Raw genomic sequence first — 23022 nt, forward strand, 5'->3', positions numbered from 1 at the left:
AATCCAATCAGGCTAAGTACAGTAGTCGGTAGCAAGACTCAGCAAGACTAAGAATAACCAATACAGATTATACGATGAGGGGTAGACATGAAATGAAAGCAAAAATGATGCTTATGTTGCTCGCAGTGATGCTGGTTGTAGCTGCTTGTGGACAAAAAGAAGAAACACCTGCGGCAGAAGGAACAAAGGAAGATCAGGCAGGACAAGAAGTTACGTTGAAAGTAGCAACTTTGATTCCACCGATGACAGACGTACTGGACATTGTAAAACCGTTGTTGAAGGAAGATGGCGTCAATCTGGAAGTTGTTGTACTGTCCGATAACGTTCAGCCGAATACGGCACTGGCGAACAAGGAAGTAGACGCAAACTTCTTCCAGCATGTTCCCTACATGACCCAATATAATGAAGCAAACAATGCGAATCTGGTGGCAGTACAACCCATCTATAACGCCATCTACGGAGGCTACTCCAAGAAGTACAAATCCATTGAGGAATTGCCAGAAGGTGCAACCATTGCGATTGCGAACGATCCTTCCAACATTGGTCGCTCTCTTGTGATGCTGGAGCAAAACGGATTAATTAAGCTGAAAGACGGCGCAGCTTTTAACGCCACACAGGCAGATATCACCGAGAATACGAAGAACTTCAAGTTCGAGGAAGTGGACTTGCTGATGCTGGCTCGCATGATGGATGATGCTGATCTGGTAGCCATGACTCCGGCATATGCCAGTCCGCTCGGTCTTACACCGAAGAAGGATGCACTGTTAACCGAGAAGGATGATTCACATTTTGCGATCACCATGGTTGCCCGTGAGGATAACAAGGACTCTGAAGCCATTCAGAAGTTGGCTAAGCGTATGGCGGGTCCAGAGGTCAAAGCTTTCTTTGAAGAGAAATATGCAGATATTGCTATCCCGGCATTTGAATAGTGAATATGTAGTCCTAATGTGAACAGATTTGAAGATCTGAGCGATAACGCTTGGATCTTTTTTTTATGGAATCCGCAGGCTATTAACAAGTGTTTAGAAAGTTAACAATTTGGTCATATTTGCTACTTTTGCAGGCATGTGGGTTTTCAGGATTGAACATGGGGGTTAACCCCTTGTTTGAGAATTGGCAGTATGCATTGTTAGAGCTGATGTTTGTTGTCGCAATAAGCTTGAGTTTTAACTATATTAGGGGATTTATACTCAAATGGGTATTGGGAGCGTTGCTGCTAATTACTGTTTATGAGTCGATTGTGGTGAAGACATATTCTCCTTCCCTTTCAATTATGGGGATAATTATGCTGTTTCAGTGTATTTGCCTCTTTGTGGTTGTCCTATTTCTGTACTATTTGAATCAAAATCAACGATACAGGCACCTGGTCATTCAAAGGGATCAGGAGATGCTCGAAATGCTTCGTATGCGACGATAACATGTTAGGAGATACATTATCCCTGTATTTGCAGGGTGAGGGGTATGATGTTATCCGCGCCGATAACGTAAGAGATGGTCTTCTACAGCTTCAAGCGCGGCCTGATATCCTGCTTCCTCAATCATAAGCACTTTGTTCATGATATTCCTTTCTGAACCCATTGCGTGTAGAAGGTCTACGATCCATGTGTTAACGTAATATACCTGTTTAATGGTATACCCTGATTATTAAAACTTGCAACAAAAGGATACCAAGTTCCAACATGACTTGGACAAGCGGGGGGAGATTCTAATGCTTGCCAAGATGTGAATCAGCTTCACGCTCGATCAGGCGCATCAGTTTGCGTTCGGTAGCAGTTTCTGGTGCCGGGGTGTAGACACTGCAACGCAGATCGGAGCTGCCTTGAACCTGCAACGAAGTCAGATCAAACAACATTTTGCCTGCTTTGGAATGTCTGAATTCGATTAAGACATCCGGTGCACTGCTGACACTGCTTTGTTTCCAAAGGGTATGGAAATCGGGATGTTTGTTCATCATGTCATCCAGAAATAAATTATACCATTCATCATCGACATACTGACCATAATAGGCACGGAAAATCGCCAGAAATCCGCTAACAAAATCCTCCCAGTTCACCGCAAGCCTGCGAAATTCCTTTCGATCAAATAACAGACTGATCATATTCCGCTGTTCGGGGGGAATCTGTTCAAAATCCATAAAAACATGTCTGGCTGCGTCATTCCAGCCGACGATGTAACAACGCCGATCCGAGATCACCGTAGGGCAATATTGAAGTTCCTGCAAGATTTTACGCAAGGAAGGGTGAAGTTGAACAGGGTCTTCTTCTAGCGTGGGAAGTTCCGAATGATGTTCCATGGCGAGCGAAAACAGATATTTTCGTTCATCCGCAGTAAGCCTTAGTGCTGAAGCAATGTTATCCAATACGGAATGGGATACCTGAATATCCCGACCTTGCTCAAGCCAGGTGTACCATGTTGTGCTCACCCCTGCCAATTGGGAGACCTCTTCTCTCCTCAGACCAGGCGTTCTGCGCCGACTTCCTGTGGGTAAACCCACCGATTCCGGAGAAATTTTGGAACGCTGTGTTTTCAGAAAAGTGGACAGGGCCTGTAACCTGACATCGTAGTTCAATCCATCACCTTCGATCCTCGTTATCATGGTAGTCATTATACTATTATAATTGACAACTTGTAATAGGATATTCGAAAGTGCACTATTAGTAGCAGAGCGTAAGCGTAAGGTAGACAACAGCACTGAAGGAGGATGGACATGGAACGAGTCGTGATTACGGGGATGGGAGTTATCTCTCCTTTGGGAAATGATGTAGATACATTCTGGAACGGATTGATTAAGGGCAAGTCAGGGATATCGCATATAGAACATTTTGATACAGCTTCGTACAAAACGAAAATCGCTGGTGTGGTCCGTGACTTTGATGGTGAAGAGCGTTTTGGACGCAAGGAAGCAAGGCGCATGGATCGATTCGTTCAATTTGCTGTTGCTGCTGCGGATCAGGCTGTATCGCAATCAGGCCTCGTGATGGACGAACTGGACCGCGAACGCGTAGGGGTATATATTGGTTCGGGCATAGGCGGCATCCAGACATTGATGGAACAAGGCAAGGTTCTGTCCGATCGGGGACCCACCCGAGTCAGCCCAACCCTGGTACCCATGATGATCTCCAATATGGCTGCGGCTATGGTCAGTATGAGGTTTGGCTGCTGGGGGCCGACATTGTCGCCAGTAACGGCTTGTTCCATTGGCAATACAGCCATAGGAGAGGCTTTCCGGTTAATCCGTCATGGCGGAGCAGATGTTATTATTGCTGGAGGGACAGAAGCGGCTGTTACAGAAGTGTCACTGGCGAGCTTTGGTAATGCGACAGCGTTGTCTACACGAAATGAAGCATTCCAAGCAGCAAGCCGTCCATTTGATGCGGGGAGAGACGGTTTTGTCATGGCGGAGGGCGCTGGAATTCTAGTCGTTGAGTCACTATCTCATGCACGGGCAAGAGGGGCAAATATTCTTGCTGAAGTGATTGGATATGGTGCCAGTTCAGATGCGTATCATATGGTAGCTACCCATCCGGAAGGCCGGGGTGCATATCTGGCGATGAAAGCATCACTGAGAGAGGCTCAGATTGGACCTGAAGACATTGATGTGATAAATGCTCATGCCACCAGTACAGAGGCGGGTGACCTGTCCGAGACGAGAGCGATTAAGCAACTTTTCGGGACAGCTGCCTATGACATACCGGTTACGGCGAATAAATCCATGACGGGACATATGCTTGGTGCAGCAGGAGGTGCGGAGGCTATCTCCCTTATTCAAAGCCTGCGGCATGGCATCATTCCTCCAACTATCAATCAAGAGCAGAGGGACCCCGAATGTGATCTGGATTACGTACCTAACAAGGCAAGAAAAGCAGAGCTACGGATTGGGATGTCTAACTCCTTTGGATTCGGAGGCCATAATGCCGTTATTGTTCTTCAAAAGTATTTATCTTAAGTGGAAAGAACAGCCGTAACCAAAGGAACAGCGCTGCCCCGACGGGGCTGCGCTGTTCCTTTAGTTACTTATGGATCACCCGCAAACACTGTACCGTGGTTAACAGCCGAGTTGTTGTATGCGTCACGAAGAGAGGGACGTCGATTCTGCCATGCCTTTGCTGCCTCGACTCAACCAGCTCACACGCCAGCGGGATTGCATGAAGAGCACAAGGATCAGGGAAGCTGCTGCAATCAGGCTAAGAATAACAAAGCCTGGTGTGTAGGATTGATAGCTGCTATACAGTTGACCGAGAATTAGCGGCAGTGCGTATCCGCCCAATCCGCCAGCGGCACCTACAATGCCTGTCATCAGACCGATCTCGTTGCCAAAGCGTTGGGGTACGAGTTGGAACACGGAGCCATTTCCAGCTCCCAGACACATCATGCCGAGGAACAACATGACGACTACAACAGGAAGCGGTGGCATGAAGGATACACCGATTAGCATGATACAGGCTCCTGTGTACAGGAAAGTCAGCATACGTGTTCCGCCAATTTTGTCCGCCAGGTAACCCCCGACAGGCCGGAAGAAACTGCCTGCGATCACACAGAAGGTGGTAATGTCTGCCGCACGAACAGGAGAGAGCCCGTACTGGGTGTTGAAGAAGATGGTGAGATAGTTACATAATCCAACGAAGCCGCCAAAGGTTACACAATAGAAGGCACAGAATACCCAGGCATCTTTTTGTTTGAGCAGACTTCCGTATTGGGACAATTTCTTGGGTTCAGGCCGGTCAGGGCTATTCTTGGCAAAGAGAGAAAATAGAACAAATACGATTGCAATTGGTATAATAGCAAGTCCGAACACAACTTCCCAGCTGCCAAAATGCGTAGCCAAGCGATTGGCAAACAACGTCGCGAGTACGGTTCCGCTGTTACCCGCCCCGGCAATACCCATGGCCAGACCCTGATGCTCCTTGCCATACCATTGACCCGCCAGAGGTAGCGCAGCGGCAAAGGAGGCACCTGCCACACCCAGTAAGAGTGCTACCACGTATAGTTGGCTTAAAGAATCAACCCATAACCAGCCGAGTAATAAAGGAACCAGCGTGACGAGCATCCCGATCTGTGCGGTCAGTTTCGGACCCATATAATCAGACATGAAGCCAAGCACAAGCCGCAGGATGGAACCACCAAGGATAGGCAACGCGACCAGATTAGCCTTTTCCAGCGGAGTCATCGGATAGTCCAATGCTATGACAACTGCGAGTGGACCAAGCATCCCCCATATCATAAAACTGATGTCAAAATACATAAACGCCCCGAAGAGGGTGGGCTTATGCCCGCTTTTCCAAAAACTTTTGCTCTCCATCATCCATCATCGCTCCTCATCCAATTGAGATCTTCGTGATTTGTCTATGTGCGTGTTGAGGCAGAAAAAGGCCGCAATTCGTCCAGATATGAACGATTTGCGGCCCCGTTGCCGACAGGCGGTCCACGTCATTGTGTTCCCGCATCTGAGTTGATCACAGCACTGTGATTTTGATTCAAATTATAATCAAGAGAAAATAGAGATGTCAACAAAAATTACACGCGATTTTAAATAATGCATTTTTGAAGCATGTTTCGGGACTATCATGTTAATTATGTTGACATATGATTGAGATTCCCTTAATCTGAATCTAATATGAATCCACACAATGGCGTGTGGATTCCGGAGGCAACGGTGCCCTTTTCCGAATCATGGAGAAGGGATTTTTCTGTTTATTTTCAGGAGTGAGAGAGATAGGGGGCAGCCCATGAGCAGAAGCAAACTGGTGATTATCGGGAATGGCATGGCTGGAGTGAAGTGTGTTGAAGAGATCATCGCACTGGAGCCTAATACGTATGAGATTGTAATCTACGGTAATGAACCCCGTCCCAACTACAATCGGATCATGCTATCGAAAGTATTGCAGGGTGAGCATTCGTTACAGGATATCATTATCAATGATTGGACCTGGTATGCCGAGCATCATATACGGCTATGTACAGGTGAGACGGTGCACCGCATTGATACCCGTGGAAAATATATAGAGACGGAATCCGGAATAAAAGAAACCTATGATGTTCTGATTCTGGCGACAGGGTCTTCACCGTTTATCCCACCGATTCCGGGAATTGATAAAGAGCGGGTCATGTCCTTCCGAACGATTGATGATTGTACGCGCATGTCTGATTATTCCAAAGCATATCGCAAGGCCGCCGTTATTGGTGGTGGATTGCTTGGACTAGAGGCTGCGCGTGGGTTACTGCATCTGGGCATGGAAGCTGTGGTGGTCCATAACGCCCCTTACATTATGAATCGGCAGTTGGATCAGAAGGCTGCCGCGATGCTTCAACAGGAACTCGAAGGGCAGGGCATGTCCTTTCTTTTGGCCAAAAATACGCAGAAAATTACCGGGCGATCGCAGGCCCAAGGGCTGCTGTTCACAGATGGTTCCAAGCTTGAAGCTCAGGTTGTCATTGTCGCTGTTGGGATTCGGCCGAATGTGGACCTGGCCAGACGAAGCGGAATCGCTACGAATCGGGCAATCATGGTGGATGATTATATGCGCACTAGTGTACCGGATATCTACGCAGTTGGGGAATGTGCCGAACATCGGGGAATCAGTTATGGGCTGGTGGCCCCTTTATACGAGCAGGGGAAGGTGCTCGCACGTAAGCTCTGTGGACAGGAAACGCCTGAATACAAAGGTTCAATTCCTTACTCACAACTGAAGGTATCGGGAGTTGATGTTTTCTCGGCGGGTGAGATTAACGGGGAAGGCATGCAGACTGCAATTCAACATCTGGATGGCATTCGAGGCACATACAAAAAAGTACTGATGCAGGCTGGCAAAGTACGCGGCGCCATTTTATTTGGAGATACAGCTGAAGGAACGGCATTGCTTGGACTGGTGCAACGAGGTGCGGATGTAGCGGAATTGGCTCCGCGTGAAGGGGCCCCGGACCCGGCTGAGATGGCTGCTGCGGCATTACCTGCTCAGGAGACCGTATGTGCCTGCAACAATGTGACCAAGGCTGCCATTATGAAGGCTATTCAGGAACAGGGCCTCGAGACGACAGATCAGGTGAAGGAACAGACGAAGGCTTCTGGTTCATGCGGTGGCTGTCGCCCGATGGTGGCTGCTCTGCTGAAACATACGCATAACCTGAAAAAAAGCGGTGGTGCAGTGGCTACACCGGATAAACCTGCTTCAATGCCGGTCTGCAGTTGTACGGAGCTGGGGCATGCAGAACTAAAGGAAATGCTGGACGACATCGTTGGTATGGAGATTGACCTACCAGACATACCTTTGATTCTGCAGAAAATGGATTGGGGGTCGGAACAAGGCTGCGCGGTATGTCGCCCCGTAATCCATTATTACTTACAGGTATCCAATCGATCGATTAATGACAGAGAGATCATGAATACGGGATATCATTTAGTTGAACAAAATGGAAATCAGGCTGAACTTTCAAGGGATGATGAGATCGAAGGCCACTCAGAGGTTCAGGTGCACTGGGATGATCATATCCCGCTTTCATCCTATGCAAGGCCTGCAGGGAGCTTGGCTGTACAGCTTCGTACGCGTTGGATCGGTGCAGCGATGCCAGCACCCGTGAATATAGGCGTCGCATCAGGGCCGGGGTCCTTGGTGAGCGCACTGGTGCAGGGTATCGGCTTGCTGGCTTCACCAGCTGGGTGGGAGATCTATGCAGGCGGTCATGCAGAGCATCCGGTCAAGGAAGGTGGCTTGCTTGGAGTGGCTGAAACGGAGTGGCAAGCGGCTATGCTTGCAACAGCCTGTCTTCAGTGGTATCGCCAAACGGCTTGGTATGATGAGCCGTTATGGGCATGGACAGAGCGATTGGGATTCATGTCGATTCGGGAAACGCTGCTGGATGATCAGTTGCAGAAGGAACTTGCAGCTACACTTCAAGCTGATATATAGATGAAAGGCAGGGATGGAAGATGGGATTATCCGTGAGTTCAGAACCAACAGCCTCCAAGCTCTATGTAAAGGAGACCCAGTGTCCGTATTGCAGTGTGCAATGCAAAATGACTGTTGAAGAACTGGCTGCACCTGTTGCAGGCCAGCGTCGTGGTGAGTACACGGTCCAGGGCGTTCCGAATGAAGCCTCTCAGGGCAGACTGTGTATCAAGGGTATGAATGCTCATCAGCATGCGCTCAGTGGTCAACGATTAATGCATCCGCTGATTCGTAGTGATGGCGAGCTTGAACCCTGTTCCTGGGAAGAAGCCATTCAGACCATCGCAGAGCGGTTTCAGGACTTGAAAGACTCTTATGGAGCAGATACGGTCGGGGTGTACGGAGGCGGATCGTTGACGAATGAGACAGCCTACCTGCTGGGCAAGTTCACGAGGGTTGCGTTGGGGACGAAATATATCGACTATAATGGACGGTTCTGTATGTCAGCTGCGGCTTCTGCCGGAAGTAAAGTATTCGGGATGGACCGCGGATTGACGTTCCGACTGTCTGATATTCCCAAGGCAGGTTGCATTGTACTCGCAGGTACCAATATTGCAGAATGTCAACCTACCCTTCTGCCGTACTTTAATCAGGCGAAGGAGAACGGAGCCTTCATTATTGTTATTGATCCACGCAAGACGGCAACCGCAGCCATTGCCGACCTTCACTTGCAGGTGAAGCCCGGCATGGATGCTCTGCTGGCGGATACCATGTTGAAAGTGATTATGGATGCCGGATTGGTGGACCCTCATTTTATAGGCGAACGAACGCATGGTTACGAGCAATTAATACAAGGGTTGGCTGATCTGCAACTCGAACTGGCGGCACAAGCGTGCGGGGTTGATCTGGCGCTGATTCGTCAGGCGGCGATGGCTTACGGTGAGGCAAAGACAGGCATGATCATGACAGCACGTGGTGTGGAGCAGCAGACGGATGGGCATATGGCCGTGAGGCACTTTCTGAATCTGGTACTGGCGACTGGAAAAATCGGCAGAGAAGGCTGCGGATATGGCGCCATCACAGGTCAGGGGAATGGGCAAGGCGGAAGGGAGCATGGGCAGAAGGCTGACCAGCTGCCAGGATATCGATCCATTGAAAATGAAGCCGATCGTGCCTATGTGGCATCCGTCTGGGGTGTGGACCCTGCAAGTTTGCCAGGCAAAGGGGTATCGGCCTATGAGATGATGGAGAAGGTCCATGATCAGGAGATACGGGCGTTGCTCGTAATGGGCTCCAACCCGGTCGTATCCAATCCCAATGTGCGTTTGGTGGAAGAAGGTCTGCGCAAGCTGGACTTTCTGATCGTGGCAGATATGTTTCTGTCCGAGACAGCGCGCATGGCCGATCTGGTTCTGCCGGTCACATCTTATATGGAGAATGAAGGCACACTCACCAATCTGGAGGGGCGTGTTCTACTCCGTGAACAGGGGCGACCTGCGCCAGGAGAAACGCTCGATGATTGGGATATATTATGCCGAATTGCTGCAAAAGTGGGCAAAGCCTCTTACTTTCAATATGACACTGCTGAGGATATCTTTAATGAGCTTCGTGTGGCGAGCCGTGGTGGAGTTGCGGATTACTATGGCATTACCTATGAGCGTTTGCGTAACGAGAAAGGTGTGTACTGGCCGTGTTCTGCCCCGGAAGAGAAGGGAGAAGGGCTGCTGTTTGGGGAACGATTCGCCCACCCGGATGGCAAAGCGGCATTCACATTCGAATCCAGTCCGGGATGGAATGATATATCTCCGGAATTCCCCTTGATTCTGACCAATGGCCGTGTGCTTCCTCATTATCTTACTGGGGTGCAGACACATCGTAGCCCGGCACTCGCAGCCCGTGAATTGGAGAACTTCGTTGAGCTTCATCCGGCTACGGCTGCCCGTCATCGCATTCACGATGGGGAGTGGGTAGAGATTCAATCGGTGTACGGAAGCTTCACGGTTCGTTCGCGAATCAAGGATTCCATACGGGAGGATACCTTATTCGTGCCGATGCATTGGGGCGGCGTTCAGAATGTGAATCGGGCAACCCGACCGGAACTGGACCCGTTCTGCCGGATGCCTGGGTTCAAGACAGCGGCCGTAACCATTCGTCCGTTGCGATTAGCCAAATGAGCTGTTCTAATGGTAACTTAGCAGCTGCGCAGTCCATATTTATATGAGGCTGTGCGGCTTTTTTGCGTATATGTACGCAAGTAGGCCATAGTTCCGTGGTTCCACGTAAACATGAGGATTGGCTCATGAATATGGATTGAATTTTAGTTATGATGTCCATTAGGGGTACATATGTACGTATTTTTTATTTTATTTTGAGGCAGACTGCCCTTTCGAGTACAGGTGTATATGGATGGATTGCTGGAAAGAGCCGAGTCGTTAACAGGGGTGCAGCTTGAGTTGGCAGGCTATGTTGCAGAGATCGCCGAAGATAAGAAGATCAAGGATCCGCAGATTCTGGCTCAATTACAGAACTAGGAAGCGATTGAATCGCCCTATTAAGGGCGGCGTATAACTTGAAGGTTAATCACTATAGTTTGGATCATAAAAGGCAACTGAAGAACCTGTTAAAGGGGACTTCAGTTGCTTTTTATTTTCGTTTATCTCGTGGAGTGAATCTGAAACCGATTTAGAAAAGTCTTAGGACCCAAAGTATCTCAATATATTCCTTAATCTGATAATTAATTGCATTAACTGGTTGATCGGGAGTGGGTCGAACTGACTGTTTTTAAAAGTAAAGAATCTGTTCTAAAGTAGTTACGGAAATGTAAATAATTCGTTTTCTTATTCTGTTATCTGAATTCAAATAGAGATGATTCCAAAGGACTAGGCTCGTTCCAATCAAGCTTTTACCAAATTTAAGGGGATGTAATTCATGAACAGGTCGGCTATCGTTAGGAAGCGAAATCTGCTGACTTGCTTGCAGGCTGCGGTTTCAGAAGCCATGTGCAGGACGACCTGAATGCTTGAAAGGCTGGGATCAACCAGTATGCATTCCCTTGTATACATGTATTCAGGATGTATGCGAGAAAAATGATCAAGAGAGAAGGAGAGCTTACAACATGAACAGAAGACTCAATCTGATTTTCCTCAAACGATGGTTTATGCTATTAATCATCGTGGCGGTTGCGGCTATGCCGCTACACGCCTTCGCCGCGGAGGCGGAATCCGGGGCCGATCGGCCATGGATGAACACATCTCTATCTGCGGAAGAACGCACCGAGCTGCTGCTCAAGGAGATGACGCTGGAGGAGAAAGTTGGATTCGTAACTGGTAAAGTAAATAACTATTATGGTTTCTATAATGATGGATTGGAGCGCCTCGGCATTCCGGCATTACAGATGGCGGATGGACCAGCAGGGGTGCGGGTTGCGAACCCGGATGTACAGGACAAAAAGTCCACGGCACTGCCTGCACCCATCGCGCTGGCAGCATCCTGGGATACTGATCTTGCCGAGAAATATGGCGATCTGATCGGTCAGGAAGCACATGATACAACACATAATGTAGTTCTGGGTCCTGGACTGGATATTGCACGTACGCCGTGGGGTTCCCGTAACTTCGAATCCCTGGGTGAAGATCCGCTGCTGGCTTCCGGCATGGGTGCAGCGTATGTCAACGGGATTCAAAGCAACCCGGTGATTGCAACGGCGAAACACTACATCTTGAACAATCAGGAAACAGAGCGTTTCACCACCAATGCTACAGCCAGTGAGCGTGCCATTCAGGAAGTCTATGCGCGTCCATTCCAAGCCATGGTTGAAAAAGCGGATCTCGGTTCCGCGATGTGTTCATTTAACCAGGTGAACGGTACATATGCTTGTGAGAACAAGGAGATGCTGACCGATGTCCTTAAGGACCAGTTCGGCTTCGAAGGGTTCGTCATGAGTGACTACGGTGCCAACTTCAGTACAGTGGAATCCGCGAACGCGGGTCTCGATCTGGAAACACCGGGTGAACCATATGGCAAATGGGGAAGCAAGCTGCTTGAAGCCGTAAACAAAGGTGAAGTCAGCGAACAAACCATTGATGAAAAGGTCAGACGGATTTTGCTTCAAATGTTCGATAAAGGGCTGTTCGATAACCCTGTAACGAATACACAAATCAATGCTAAGAAAGACGGCAAACAAGCACGTGAAATTGCAGAAGAGAGCATGGTTCTTTTGCAAAACAACGATAATACGCTACCGCTGTCCAATAAAAACGTGAAATCCATCGCTGTCATCGGACCGGATGCTGATAACGCATCGGCTGCTGGTGGAGGTAGCAGTCTGGTTAATCCAACGTATACCGTAAGTCCACTGCAAGGCATTCGTGATCGTGCCGGTAATGATGTGGATGTAAAATATGCAGCCGGAACGGATCCAATCTCCGCAGGAGATGCATTTAATGGACCATCGGCTGTACCTTCGACTCTTTTATCGCCTGGGGATGCTCAGGAAAGTGAAAGAGACTATGGTACAGACCGTGCCGAATATGGCCTGCGTGCCGAATACTGGACAAACAAAGATATGGAAGGCAATCCTTCTCTGGTTCGTACAGATAATCAGGTCAACATGAATCTTGGATTTTACAACTATGAAGGCTTCAATGCACAGTCATCCAAGCTTCCAACGACGCCCACGGAGTTCAATGGCAAAATGTCCGCCCGCTGGACAGGTTCCATTAAGGCACCGAAAACAGGTGATTACAAACTGTCTCTGACCAGTCTGGGTTCTGCAAAACTATACGTGGATGACCAGCTGCTGGTAGACAATCAAGGTACGACACTGAGCACTACAAAGAAAGAAATTACACTTAAAGAAGGCGAGTCTCACAACATTCGGATTGAATATCGTACAGATTTCCCGGTACAATCCAGTAATGACATGGGAGCCCAAGTTCGTTTCGGCTGGGAAGCTCCTGAAGATGCTGTGGATGCCAAAATGCAAAAAGCAGTCGATCTGGCCAAAAAATCAGATGTCGCGGTTGTCGTGACACGTACGTATGACAGTGAAGGTTACGTGGACCGTTCCGATCTGGAACTGCCGAATAACCAGGAACAGCTGATCCGTAAGGTAGCGGCAGCCAATCCGAAAACGATCGTGGTGCAAATGAGTGGTCGTGCTGTTGAAATGGATTCCTGGCAAAAAGAAGTGCCATCCATCGTTCAGGCTTGGTATGCAGGTCAGGAACAAGGTAACGCAGTGGCACGTGTGCTGTTCGGTGATGTGAATCCATCCGGTAAGTTGCCGGTGACGTTCCCATCAGATGATTCCCAGACCCCGGTATCCACTGCGGAACAATTCCCGGGTGTGAATGGGGTAGGCACCTATTCCGAAGGTATCTTTGTAGGGTATAAAGGATATGACAAAGAAGGTATGACACCAGCGTTCGCCTTTGGACACGGGCTGTCGTATACCGATTTTAATTATCGTAATCTGCATGTGAAAAATACAGGTAAAGGCGATAAGGAAACCGTAGAAGTATCCCTCAATCTGCGTAATACCGGTAAAGTTGACGGTGCAGAAGTCGTACAGGTCTATGTCGGCAATCTGCCAACCAAAGTCGAGACTCCGAAGAAACAACTTGCTGGCTGGGCGAAAGTCGATCTCAAAGCTGGCAAGCAGCAACGGGTCAACATTCAACTGGATCGCAGCGCACTGTCCTATTGGGATGAAGCATCGCATGAATGGGTAATGCCTAAGGGTAAAGTTCAAGTGTATGTCGGCAGTGCATCCGATGATATTCGTCTGACAGGTAGTGTGAATATTGGAAGTAAATCCGGTAAATAAAAGTGCAATAAAGGAGATCGAAAAGTGGTTCTCCCCATTGAATTCATCGGTGTGAAATGCAGTTTGTTCTAATTCATATATATAGTGAAAATGAGTCGTGGCCTAGTGGCCGCGGCTTTTTGCACAATGGAAGGAGAGTGAAGCGTGATGAACATAGGCTGGCGAGAGCATTCCAAACGATGGATCATCCTGTTAATCGCTGTTTGTTGTGTCGGTGTAGGAATCTGGCTTATCCTCAACCGAAGTGAACAACACGTTCCGCCACCGGTTGCAGACAAGCAGAGAGCGGCCGAAGTCTGGTTAACAACGGGAGATCAGCAAAGTCTGCTTACACCACAGAACCCCATTCCAATTGCAGATCATCATGATACAGACACAAGCTCTTCAGATTCTACAACGCAGGAGCCTGAACCTTCCCGGTCGGGGTTTAGCATACAGATTGATCCGGACAAGACCTATCAGACCATGGATGGTTTCGGCGCAGCGATGACGGGTTCATCTGCGCATCTGATCAACCAGCTTCCGGAGGAACAGCAAGAACAACTACTAAAGGAACTGTTCTCGACGGAAGGGCTAAATATGGACATGGTACGTCATACGATTGGTGCCTCCGATTATTCGGTAGATGAATCAGGCACGGCTTCAAGTTATACCTATAATGATATCGAGTCCGGCACGGATTATGACATGGAACACTTTTCGATTGAAAAGGATCAGGAAGTTGTGAATATGCTGGAGCGTGTGACAGGGCTGAAAGCAGATCTTAAAGTGTTGGGTACCCCGTGGACAGCCCCTGCATGGATGAAATATGGGGAGAAGACGACTAACGGCTGGTATCTGGATTACAACGATCCCCAGGTGTATGAAGCGTACGCGAGATATTTTGTGAAATATATCGAAGCTTATCAGGCGAAGGGCATTCCCATCTACAGGATGACGTTGCAAAATGAACCGGAGTTCACCTCGGATAAATATCCGAGTATGAGTATGGGAGCCGAAGAACAAGCCATGTTCATTCGGGATTATCTCGGCCCAGCGCTACAGGATGCGGGACTGGATACGCGAATCATCGCGTATGACCATAACTGGGATCAGGCGGTCGAATATACCAGCAAGGTGCTCGGTGATGAGCAGGCTGCTGCCTATATCGATGGATCTGCTTTCCACTGTTATGCAGGTGATGCATCTGCCATGTCGGAAGTGCATGAGCGCTTCCCAGACAAAAATATCTATTTTACCGAATGTAGTGGTGGGGAGTGGAGTCCTGATTTTGGCGAGAATCTGAGCTGGCAGATGTCCAATCTCATCATAGGTGCACCTCGCAACTGGGCGAAGAATGTGCTGCTCTGGAACATCGCACTCGATCCGCAAGGTGGACCCACGAACGGCGGCTGTGAGAACTGCCGTGGGGTTGTGACGATTGACCCGAAGAGTAATGAAATCACTAGAAATGTAGAGTATTATGCGTTAGGTCACATCAGCCGTTATGTGCGTCCGGGAGCTGTAAGAGTGGATTCCACGCAAGAACAGGGTCAGATTGAGAACGTAGCCTTCCGCAATCCGGATGGAACGATGGTGCTGGTTGCGGCTAACACGGGTGAGGCAGAAGTTTCCTTTGATGTAGTCATGGATGGAGATTCGTTTCGATATGTACTGCCTTCCCAATCGGCAGCAACCTTCCGCTGGAATCCGAAAACGGGGGTAGAGCGTTGACTCAAGATTGAAATTATGGATACAGATTGAATAATGGACATGGTAAAATATACGTAGAGTTAATTCAAATTTGATGTGTTAAATAAGTCCGATCTCAGGATCGGGCTTTTACATAGCCTTTTACTTTTACTAGAAAAGGGAGAATACATTGGACATGTTAATCTCGTTGCATATCGGGAACAGGATCATGACAAGTTGGTTGGAATCTGGGAGAGTGCTGTTCGGGAAACACATACGTTTTTGGAAGAGCATCACATTCTGTTCTATCAACAAGTGGTGAGCCCTTCAAAATCAAAGGTCATCACCTCAAGGTAGATGTTAATGAGCAGAATAGTGGAGCAGCCCGATTCTATCAAAAGATAGGATTTGTACAGATAGGACGGTCCGAGTTGGATAGTTCCGGTAATCCGTTTCCGCTATTGCATCTGGAGATCAAATAGGAACAGGCCGAGAGATCGTCGGTAATTGATAGCCATGAGTTATAAATGACCAGGATGAGGAGCGTGCAGAATGACACAAATTAAGGTGACACCGGAACAACTGGAGACGGTCAGTGGGCAGTTCGCTCAGGCACATCAGCAATTATCGGGATTCATGTCCACATTGGACAGCAAGATGAGTGTCATGCGCAGCAATTGGGACGGGATGGAACGGGAACGTTTCTATAACGATTATTCAACGGCTCAAGGCACGATGAAATCTGTTCTGGAACTGGTTCTGTCCATTCAGTCGGAGCTTAAGAAAATTGCCGAGCGTTTCCGCACGACAGATGAAGAGGCGGTGAGCCAGGCAATCATGACGGCCCTGACCGCAGCGCGGGCGCTATCCACCATGGGCAAAAATAAAGGCGAAGGTCTAGACAAAACGTCAGGCCCACCAAAGAACATGGAGGAATGGGATGAGAAGGATGCCGAGAAATACCAAAACTATGAAGAAATGCTGAAGAAAGCCGAAGAGATGGGCGACGAACAACTGGCGCAGCAGATTCAGGCCAGCATGAATATCATTCGGCTTCAGTATGAAGATGTAATTTATCAGACTGACCCCAATACGGGCAAGACGGTGAAAATTACCGAGGATTCCATCGTGGGTACGTATCAGGTGAAAAGCGACAAGGGCGAAACGACCGGCATCAGTCTGGATAAACAGGGCAATGTGGTGGACTATAGCAAAGATACGGAAAAGTATAAGTATTCGGAGCAGACGCACACGACCAGTCAAGGCGAGCATCTCTTTGGCAAAGTGGCACAAACGGCTACAGCCTACGGCATTGGTCTGCTGCTCACAAGCAAGACGGGCTCTGCCTTCACGGAACATGCGACAGGACTCGGTTCATCCTTCGTCGCGGACAAATTCCTGTTCTCTGTGCCGGAGGAAGGCGAGACGCGTACGATGATCTACCGTACCAATAAGGAAACGGGCAAAATGGAAAATATGATCGTGGTCACGCGTGGCGACAACGATATTGAATATACTCCGTGGCGGGATTACTACTAAGCCGCGGATGGGTCGACAAGCGGGCAACGCAGGGCTACCTGATTGCTGCCAGCTAGTCACCCCACGGGATGGGGGCCATGTGTGGTTCATGTGACACATGGCTAATAGCAAGGAGGGCAGGCTGCTTATCCGTGAGCCTGTCCATACATAAACACCCCGGCAACTTTCCCTGAGACGGGAAGATTACCGGGGTGTTTATGGTTTCCCTTACCGGTTAGCCAAGGTCGATGACGGGCCGGGAGGGGATCTTTTTTTGCCAAAGATTAATGCGTCTCTTCATCCAGAAACGGTTTGTTCACCGCATAATACATAAAGCCCATCAGCAGCACACCGCCCACCAGATTACCCAAAGTCACGGGAACCAGGTTGTGAATCACACCTTCAAATGAGATCGTCCCCGGATGGTTCAGCACGAGCGCAATCGCGAACGTACACATATTGGCGATGCTGTGCTCATATCCCGAGATGAAGAAGCAGAAGACAAAGAGCATCATGGCGAACATTTTCGCGCCATTCTCCTTCATGAACATCGGCACAAAGAACGCCATACATACGAGCCAGTTACACAATATTCCCCGGAAAAAGAGCTGCATGGTCGGAACTTCCATCTTGTGCTCCACCACGCTTAACAGAAACCCATTCACCTCAGACGAGTCGAACAACCCCGTCAGGTAAATTAACAGGGCAAATACGGCTGCGCCCATCAGGTTACCGCTATAACTCGCAATCCACAGCTTGACCACTTCGAACCAGCGAAGTTTCTTACGCAGCGCCGCATACGTGTAATAGAACGTATTGCCTGTGAACAGGTCACCCCCACCGTATGCGATCAGAATGATGGCCGCGCCAAATGTAATTGCTGCCATAGGATAGGTGAAAGGGGACTGCTCCGTATAAAAGAAGTTACCTGTCTTAAACGCCACGATGACGCCGAATCCGATAAACATACTGGCCAGCATGGAGCGTGCAAGGTACCTGATTAAGCTTTGTTTGTAAATCTTGTGTTTCTTCAGAGCCAACTGTTCCACGTTGCGCAAAGCTTCCGTTTCCATGATTCTCCTCCAATAGCATGATGTCTTGCTTACCAGTATAACGAAATTATGGAAATTGGGCAGAGGGAACTTCCGCATAGAGCAGGGAATGAGTCTCCTCGGATTCAAACTTGAGGAACAGAATGGCTTTTTGCAATGCATTGATTTCACCTTGGGTAAGGTAAACAGGCTGGGTAGTGTCTTAGAATGATTAGTCTTTCATGGGCTGATCTAATGGATCATATGTAACCATAATAGGCAATAATTTTGGTTCAAGCATCAGGTGAATGGGTGTTCCGTCTTGATCTGCATAAGAAATGATATAGCTTCCGAAATGAGATTCGTAGATGAAATCCTGGAATTGAAAGGAACGTTCGGGATACTTTATCTTCACATATAACGTAGTTACTCCTCGGGCAAAGGTTTCTTTCAATATAGGAATCTGGGCCAAAAGCATAATAGCGACAAGAACAATGAGTATACGTTTAACGATACGGATCAGATAGATTCACCCCATTCATCTCAGACAGATGTTACTCCATAATTATAGCCAGATTGCCAAACTGCTTGCCTTTTTCCATACGCTTGAAAGCTTTCACTGTGTCCTGCAACGGATATACGCCATCAATGACAGGATGTATGTCATGTTGCTCGACCCATTGCAGCATCTGGACAAACTCTTCACGGCTGCCCATAGAGGTCCCGATCAGACTGACCTGTGGGAAGAAGATAGAGCGAATCGGAACGGTTAGATTATCCCCTGAGCTTGCACCATACATCACGATACGTCCACCTGGTCTGATTATATCAAAATATTTCGGGAACATGGCTTGTCCGATGCTGTCCAAGATCATGTCCACAGATTCCAAATCGTTCTGCATGCTCCAATTGCCATGACTATCCAACGCATGGGTAGCACCCAGGCGCAGCGCCTCTTTTCTTTTGGCTTCACCTCTGGAGGTGACGGTAACCTGTGCACCAGCGGCTACGGCCATGAGCAGGGCATAGGTCGCTACACCACCGCCAATGCCGGGAATGAGGATATCATCGCCTTGTTTCAGTTCACCGCGAGTGAACAAGGCGCGGTAGGCAGTCAACGCCGAGAGAGATAGCACGCCTGCTTCTTCCCAGGATAGATGGGCTGGCTTAGGCAGAGCATTTTCGGCAGGCAACGTAATATATTGTGCGAGCGTTCCATCCGTAGGACCACCCACAATATCAGGAACGAGAGGTACATCAGATGCGTAGTTCCAACCGAGCGTAGGGTGGATAATGACTTCATCTCCTATTGTGAATTCTCTTACGCCTTCGCCAATGTCAACGATGATACCTGCCCCATCAGAACCGGGAATGAGCGGGGGTTCCTGACTGGTGCGTCCTGCCATGATGAACAGATCACGATGGTTAATTCCAGCAGTTTTCAGTTGGATTTGTACTTCCCCTGCCTTTGGTGTGCGAGATGTTGACTCTGTATATCGAAGACCTCCAAGGCCGCTCTGGCCTGAATGGACAATAGCTTTCATGATCAATATTCCTCCTGTCTATGTAGCCGTACTTCACTACTGAGCCTCATTGTACAGATCGGACAGATTCACGTAAAATGAACAAAAATGAATGTCAGTATCATTTAAAATCATAGATATCAAGCAGGTGATCAGGGTATGGATGCAGGTGATTTGAAAATATTTCAGGCGGTTGCCCGCGAAGGTAGCATCAGTAAAGCTGCGCTCGCACTCAATTATGTGCAGTCCAATGTAACAACACGGATTAAACAGTTGGAGACTCAACTGCAAGTACCGCTCTTTCATCGTTCCAATCGAGGAATGTCGCTCACACCAGCGGGCGAGAACCTGCTTGGGTATGCGGATAGAATATTGGAATTATTATATGAAGCAGAGCAGGCCACGCAAGTGGGTAACCCACCAGCTGGCATGCTACGTCTGGGTGCCATAGAGACAGCAGCTTCCACTTTTCTGACGCCGCTCTTGGCTGAATACAGTTCATGCTACCCGGCAGTACAGCATTCGCTTGTCACGGGTGGGACCCATGAACTGAACCAGAAGGTCATTCAACATGAATTGCATGGTGCCTTAATATATGGCCCGATTGACCATCCTGATCTCAACTATATGAAGATGTATGACGAAGAAATGGTGCTGATCGCCGAACCTGGAGTACATCAATTAAGCACGTTATTGTCCAGGCCGATGTTGTTTTTTGAGATCGGATGCACACATCGCACTCAGGCGGAATCCTTTTTAAAAGATCAGGGTATACACACGCTTAACATCATGGAATATGGAACACTGGACACGATTCTGAATGGTGTATCTGCCGGGCTAGGCGTATCATTGCTGCCACGGTCTTCAGTTACCAAAGCAGAATCAAGAGGTGAGATTGCAGTGATGTCTTTGCCTGATCCCTATTGCCGATTGGAAGTAGGATTTGTGTATTCCCGTGGTGAACATATATCTAGTGCGCTCAGCGCTTTGGTGGAGATCATTACAGAACCAGAACTATAAGAGGTTGTTCAAAAGTCCGTTTACGAACATGCACTATAAGGGAGTGAGTGATCTTGAAAGAAACTGCGTTAACGTTGGCTGATGCCTTTAATCAGGCAGAATTTATTGTAGGGGGTCATGGCAGTCGCAAAGTGAAGGTGCTTCAGGACGTACTGGAGCAGATCGATGGGGAGATGTTCAGTGACCACTACGGTAACGGCCCCATCATTGAAGAATTTCAGCAACAGATGGCGGACGTTCTGGGAAAGGAATCGGCTGTATTTTTCCCGAGTGGAACGATGGCACAGCAGATTGCATTACGGATCTGGTGTGACCGCAAAGGGGTAAAGCGAGTAGCTTACCACCCTCTATGCCATCTGGAAATCCATGAGGAAGACGGACTGAAAGAGCTTCACCAGATTGAATCGATTTTACTTGCGGACAAGGAACGCTTGATTCGATTGGAAGATATACAGGCGCTCGATCAGGACATTGCCTGCCTGCTGTTGGAACTTCCGCAACGCGAGATTGGCGGGCAATTGCCAGCATATGAAGAACTGGAAGCGATCTCGGCCTATTGCCGTGAGCGCGGGATTAAGCTGCATCTGGACGGGGCGCGCCTGTTTGAGATTACTCCCTATTATCAGAAGACACCTGCGGAGATCTGCAGTCTGTTTGATAGCGTGTATGTTTCCTTTTACAAAGGAATCGGAGGCATTGCGGGTGCTATATTGGCGGGTGATCCGGATGTGATGCAGGAATCGAAAGTATGGAAACGTCGGCACGGGGGCGATCTGATCGGTCTGTATCCGTATATTCTGAGTTCCCAGTATTACTTCAATGAACGGATTGGCAAAATGGAGCGTTATTACGAGCAGACTCTAGAACTGGCCTCCTTATTAAATGCGTGTCATGGGATACATACCTTGCCCGAGGTACCGGTATCGAATATGTTCCATGTGCACTTTGCGCTCGCTGCTGCCGAAGTTGAACCAATTCTGGTGCAAATGGCTCAGCAGTATGGCATTGGAATGACTTCATATCTGAACAAGACGAGTGGGAACAGCTGCGCCTTTGAATTTTCTGCGGGCGATCGGTATGAGCAAGTTCCTCAAGACAAACTGCTTGCAGCATTGGTATGGCTGGATCACGAGTTGCGTAAACAGGTGAGATAATAAGCTAAAGAGAGAAATGATGTACGAAATAAACGAAAAGATGTATACCTGCCTTGTCCACATGCTGGACAGGGTATTTTGTGCACGTCAGTGAATATTCTCCTGGATGTATTTGCGATAGAGGGCGGGCGTAATCTCCTCGAACTTTTTGAATATTTTGATAAAATATCCTGATTCACTGAATCCCAGCTCATCACTGATCTGTGAGACAGGCATGTCGGTGACCTCCAGCAATTGCTTGGCCCACTTGATTTTGAGCTGTGCCAGGTAGGTTGTGAAGTTTTCGCCTGTTTCCTTGGCAAATAGCCTGCTGAAATAACTCGGACTCAGGTGGCATAGGTCGGCCATTTGTTTGAGCGAAACTTGTTCGCTTTTGTGACTGTGAATGTATTCAAAAGCAGGTTGAAGCACCGGGCTGGAGCTTTCCGTGTCACTTGGGCTATTTTTGAGATAGGCGTCCGCAATCGCATTCGTCATCTCTTTTTTGATCGACTCGATATTACGAATGGAATAACCCGGCAGTATGGTGGAGAGGTTCAGTGACTCCTGATGACCTGAAGCCTTCTCGAACATTTCAACTAACAGATTTTTGTTGAGCGCTTCTTCTACAATGTAGTTGCAGAGCAGGGATAACATGTTGGAGATTTTCACAATCTCTTCATAGGTCATCACAGGCAGCTGTGCGTAATCATCCTTTAATTCCTCCAGCTTGGCTGCATGCAGGGGTACGTTCTTGGACGTAACAATCTGTTCCAGATCACTACCCTTGTCCGGGTCGGCGAGTTTCACTTGTCCTGCCATCACGGCACCGATATATTTGCCATCAATCGTAATCGGAATGGCGATATCAATAATATTGAAATGGCATAGATACACATAGGGCTCATTTAACCGAACGGCTTCCAGACCACCACGCGAATCACATTTTTGGCAGTAGGGGAGAAGCTCGGGGTCTTTGCGTACATTCTGGCAGAAGGCCTGACAGCTGCTGTGACTGGTTACGGGAATGCCTTTATAATCAACGGTGAGGATCGCCAGTTTGGTTACTGTAGCAAGAGAATCTTGTAGACGCTTCCATTTATTAAGGTCGAGAATTTTATTGATATGCAGGTATTCTTTAATCATTGGACGAGACCTCCATAGCTAACCTGATTCATGATTTAGGCCGTTAAAAGTTAGCAAGTTGTACATATTAAGATGTAATGATGACGGGTAATGTATTATGGGAGGTCAAAATTCAACCATCTCATGACAATAACATACCATGATTGCACTAAAAAGCAAAAAATTACGATTGTAAATTATAATAATTTGTTATCAAAGTCCACTGTAAAGCTGCTGCCCATGCGTTATATTAAGGTCAATTGCAAGAAATTAAAATTTAATGTATTTACT

Annotated in this window: 15 protein-coding genes; 9 read left to right on the forward strand and 6 right to left on the reverse strand. The window is 48.2% G+C overall.

The genetic code is table 11. The features are described 5' to 3' along the window. The first annotated feature begins 74 nt into the window (after nt 1–74). A complete protein-coding gene (locus M1D71_RS04150; RefSeq protein WP_458125369.1) occupies nt 75–929 on the forward strand; it encodes a MetQ/NlpA family ABC transporter substrate-binding protein in 855 nt (284 codons plus the stop codon). A 776-nt stretch (nt 930–1705) separates the two neighbouring features. On the opposite strand, the gene M1D71_RS04155 is transcribed toward M1D71_RS04150, so the two are convergent. Next, complete coding sequence (locus M1D71_RS04155) at nt 1706–2569, reverse strand: helix-turn-helix transcriptional regulator (RefSeq protein WP_458125370.1); 864 nt, start codon at nt 2567–2569, stop codon at nt 1706–1708. A 138-nt stretch (nt 2570–2707) separates the two neighbouring features. Here M1D71_RS04155 and fabF point away from each other — a divergent pair, with 138 nt between their 5' ends. After that, complete coding sequence (fabF, locus tag M1D71_RS04160) at nt 2708–3946, forward strand: beta-ketoacyl-ACP synthase II (protein WP_458125371.1); 1239 nt, start codon at nt 2708–2710, stop codon at nt 3944–3946. Between the two features lie 123 nt (nt 3947–4069). Here fabF and M1D71_RS04165 read toward each other — a convergent pair whose 3' ends face one another. Next, the gene (locus tag M1D71_RS04165) at nt 4070–5299 is read right to left on the reverse strand and encodes a nitrate/nitrite transporter (protein ID WP_458127154.1); all 1230 of its coding nucleotides are present in this window, start codon (nt 5297–5299) and stop codon (nt 4070–4072) included. 427 nt (nt 5300–5726) lie between these two features. On the opposite strand from M1D71_RS04165, the gene nirB reads away from it, so the two are divergent. The 5 genes from nirB (at nt 5727) to M1D71_RS04190 (ending at nt 16920) form a co-directional block, all read left to right on the forward strand. Further along, a complete protein-coding gene (gene nirB / locus M1D71_RS04170) occupies nt 5727–7904 on the forward strand; it encodes a nitrite reductase large subunit NirB (RefSeq protein ID WP_458125372.1) in 2178 nt (725 codons plus the stop codon). A 20-nt stretch (nt 7905–7924) separates the two neighbouring features. Beyond that, on the forward strand, nt 7925–10057 hold the full coding sequence (nasC, locus tag M1D71_RS04175; protein WP_458125373.1) for an assimilatory nitrate reductase catalytic subunit NasC: 2133 nt from the start codon (nt 7925–7927) through the stop codon (nt 10055–10057). Nucleotides 10058–10998: 941 nt separating this feature from the next. Continuing rightward, nucleotides 10999–13710 (forward strand): glycoside hydrolase family 3 C-terminal domain-containing protein, encoded by a 2712-nt coding sequence (locus M1D71_RS04180; RefSeq protein ID WP_458125374.1) that lies wholly within the window; start codon nt 10999–11001, stop codon nt 13708–13710. Nucleotides 13711–13857: 147 nt separating this feature from the next. Beyond that, nucleotides 13858–15423 carry a glycoside hydrolase family 30 protein gene (locus tag M1D71_RS04185; protein ID WP_458127155.1) on the forward strand — a complete coding sequence of 522 codons (1566 nt, stop codon included), beginning with the start codon at nt 13858–13860 and terminating at the stop codon, nt 15421–15423. 510 nt (nt 15424–15933) lie between these two features. Next, entirely contained in the window at nt 15934–16920 is a 987-nt protein-coding gene (locus M1D71_RS04190) for a WXG100 family type VII secretion target (protein ID WP_458125375.1), read from the forward strand. A 263-nt stretch (nt 16921–17183) separates the two neighbouring features. Here the strand turns inward: M1D71_RS04190 and M1D71_RS04195 are convergent, their stop codons facing one another. The 3 genes from M1D71_RS04195 to M1D71_RS04205 form a co-directional block, all read right to left on the reverse strand. Then, on the reverse strand, nt 17184–17972 hold the full coding sequence (locus M1D71_RS04195; RefSeq protein WP_458125376.1) for a formate/nitrite transporter family protein: 789 nt from the start codon (nt 17970–17972) through the stop codon (nt 17184–17186). Between the two features lie 190 nt (nt 17973–18162). Then, the gene (locus tag M1D71_RS04200; protein WP_458125377.1) at nt 18163–18345 is read right to left on the reverse strand and encodes a hypothetical protein; all 183 of its coding nucleotides are present in this window, start codon (nt 18343–18345) and stop codon (nt 18163–18165) included. Between the two features lie 139 nt (nt 18346–18484). Next, nucleotides 18485–19474, reverse strand: coding sequence for a quinone oxidoreductase family protein (locus M1D71_RS04205; RefSeq protein WP_458125378.1), 990 nt, complete (start codon nt 19472–19474; stop codon nt 18485–18487). A 138-nt stretch (nt 19475–19612) separates the two neighbouring features. On the opposite strand from M1D71_RS04205, the gene M1D71_RS04210 reads away from it, so the two are divergent. Together M1D71_RS04210 and M1D71_RS04215 are read left to right on the forward strand one after the other, a co-directional pair. Next, nucleotides 19613–20473 carry a LysR family transcriptional regulator gene (locus tag M1D71_RS04210; protein WP_458125379.1) on the forward strand — a complete coding sequence of 287 codons (861 nt, stop codon included), beginning with the start codon at nt 19613–19615 and terminating at the stop codon, nt 20471–20473. A gap of 53 nt (nt 20474–20526) precedes the next feature. Then, the gene (locus M1D71_RS04215; RefSeq protein WP_458125380.1) at nt 20527–21627 is read left to right on the forward strand and encodes a threonine aldolase family protein; all 1101 of its coding nucleotides are present in this window, start codon (nt 20527–20529) and stop codon (nt 21625–21627) included. Nucleotides 21628–21714: 87 nt separating this feature from the next. On the opposite strand, the gene M1D71_RS04220 is transcribed toward M1D71_RS04215, so the two are convergent. Then, the gene (locus M1D71_RS04220) at nt 21715–22752 is read right to left on the reverse strand and encodes a PocR ligand-binding domain-containing protein (RefSeq protein WP_458125381.1); all 1038 of its coding nucleotides are present in this window, start codon (nt 22750–22752) and stop codon (nt 21715–21717) included. Nucleotides 22753–23022: the final 270 nt, after the last annotated feature.

It is taken from the genome of Paenibacillus sp. Z3-2 (assembly GCF_054161325.1).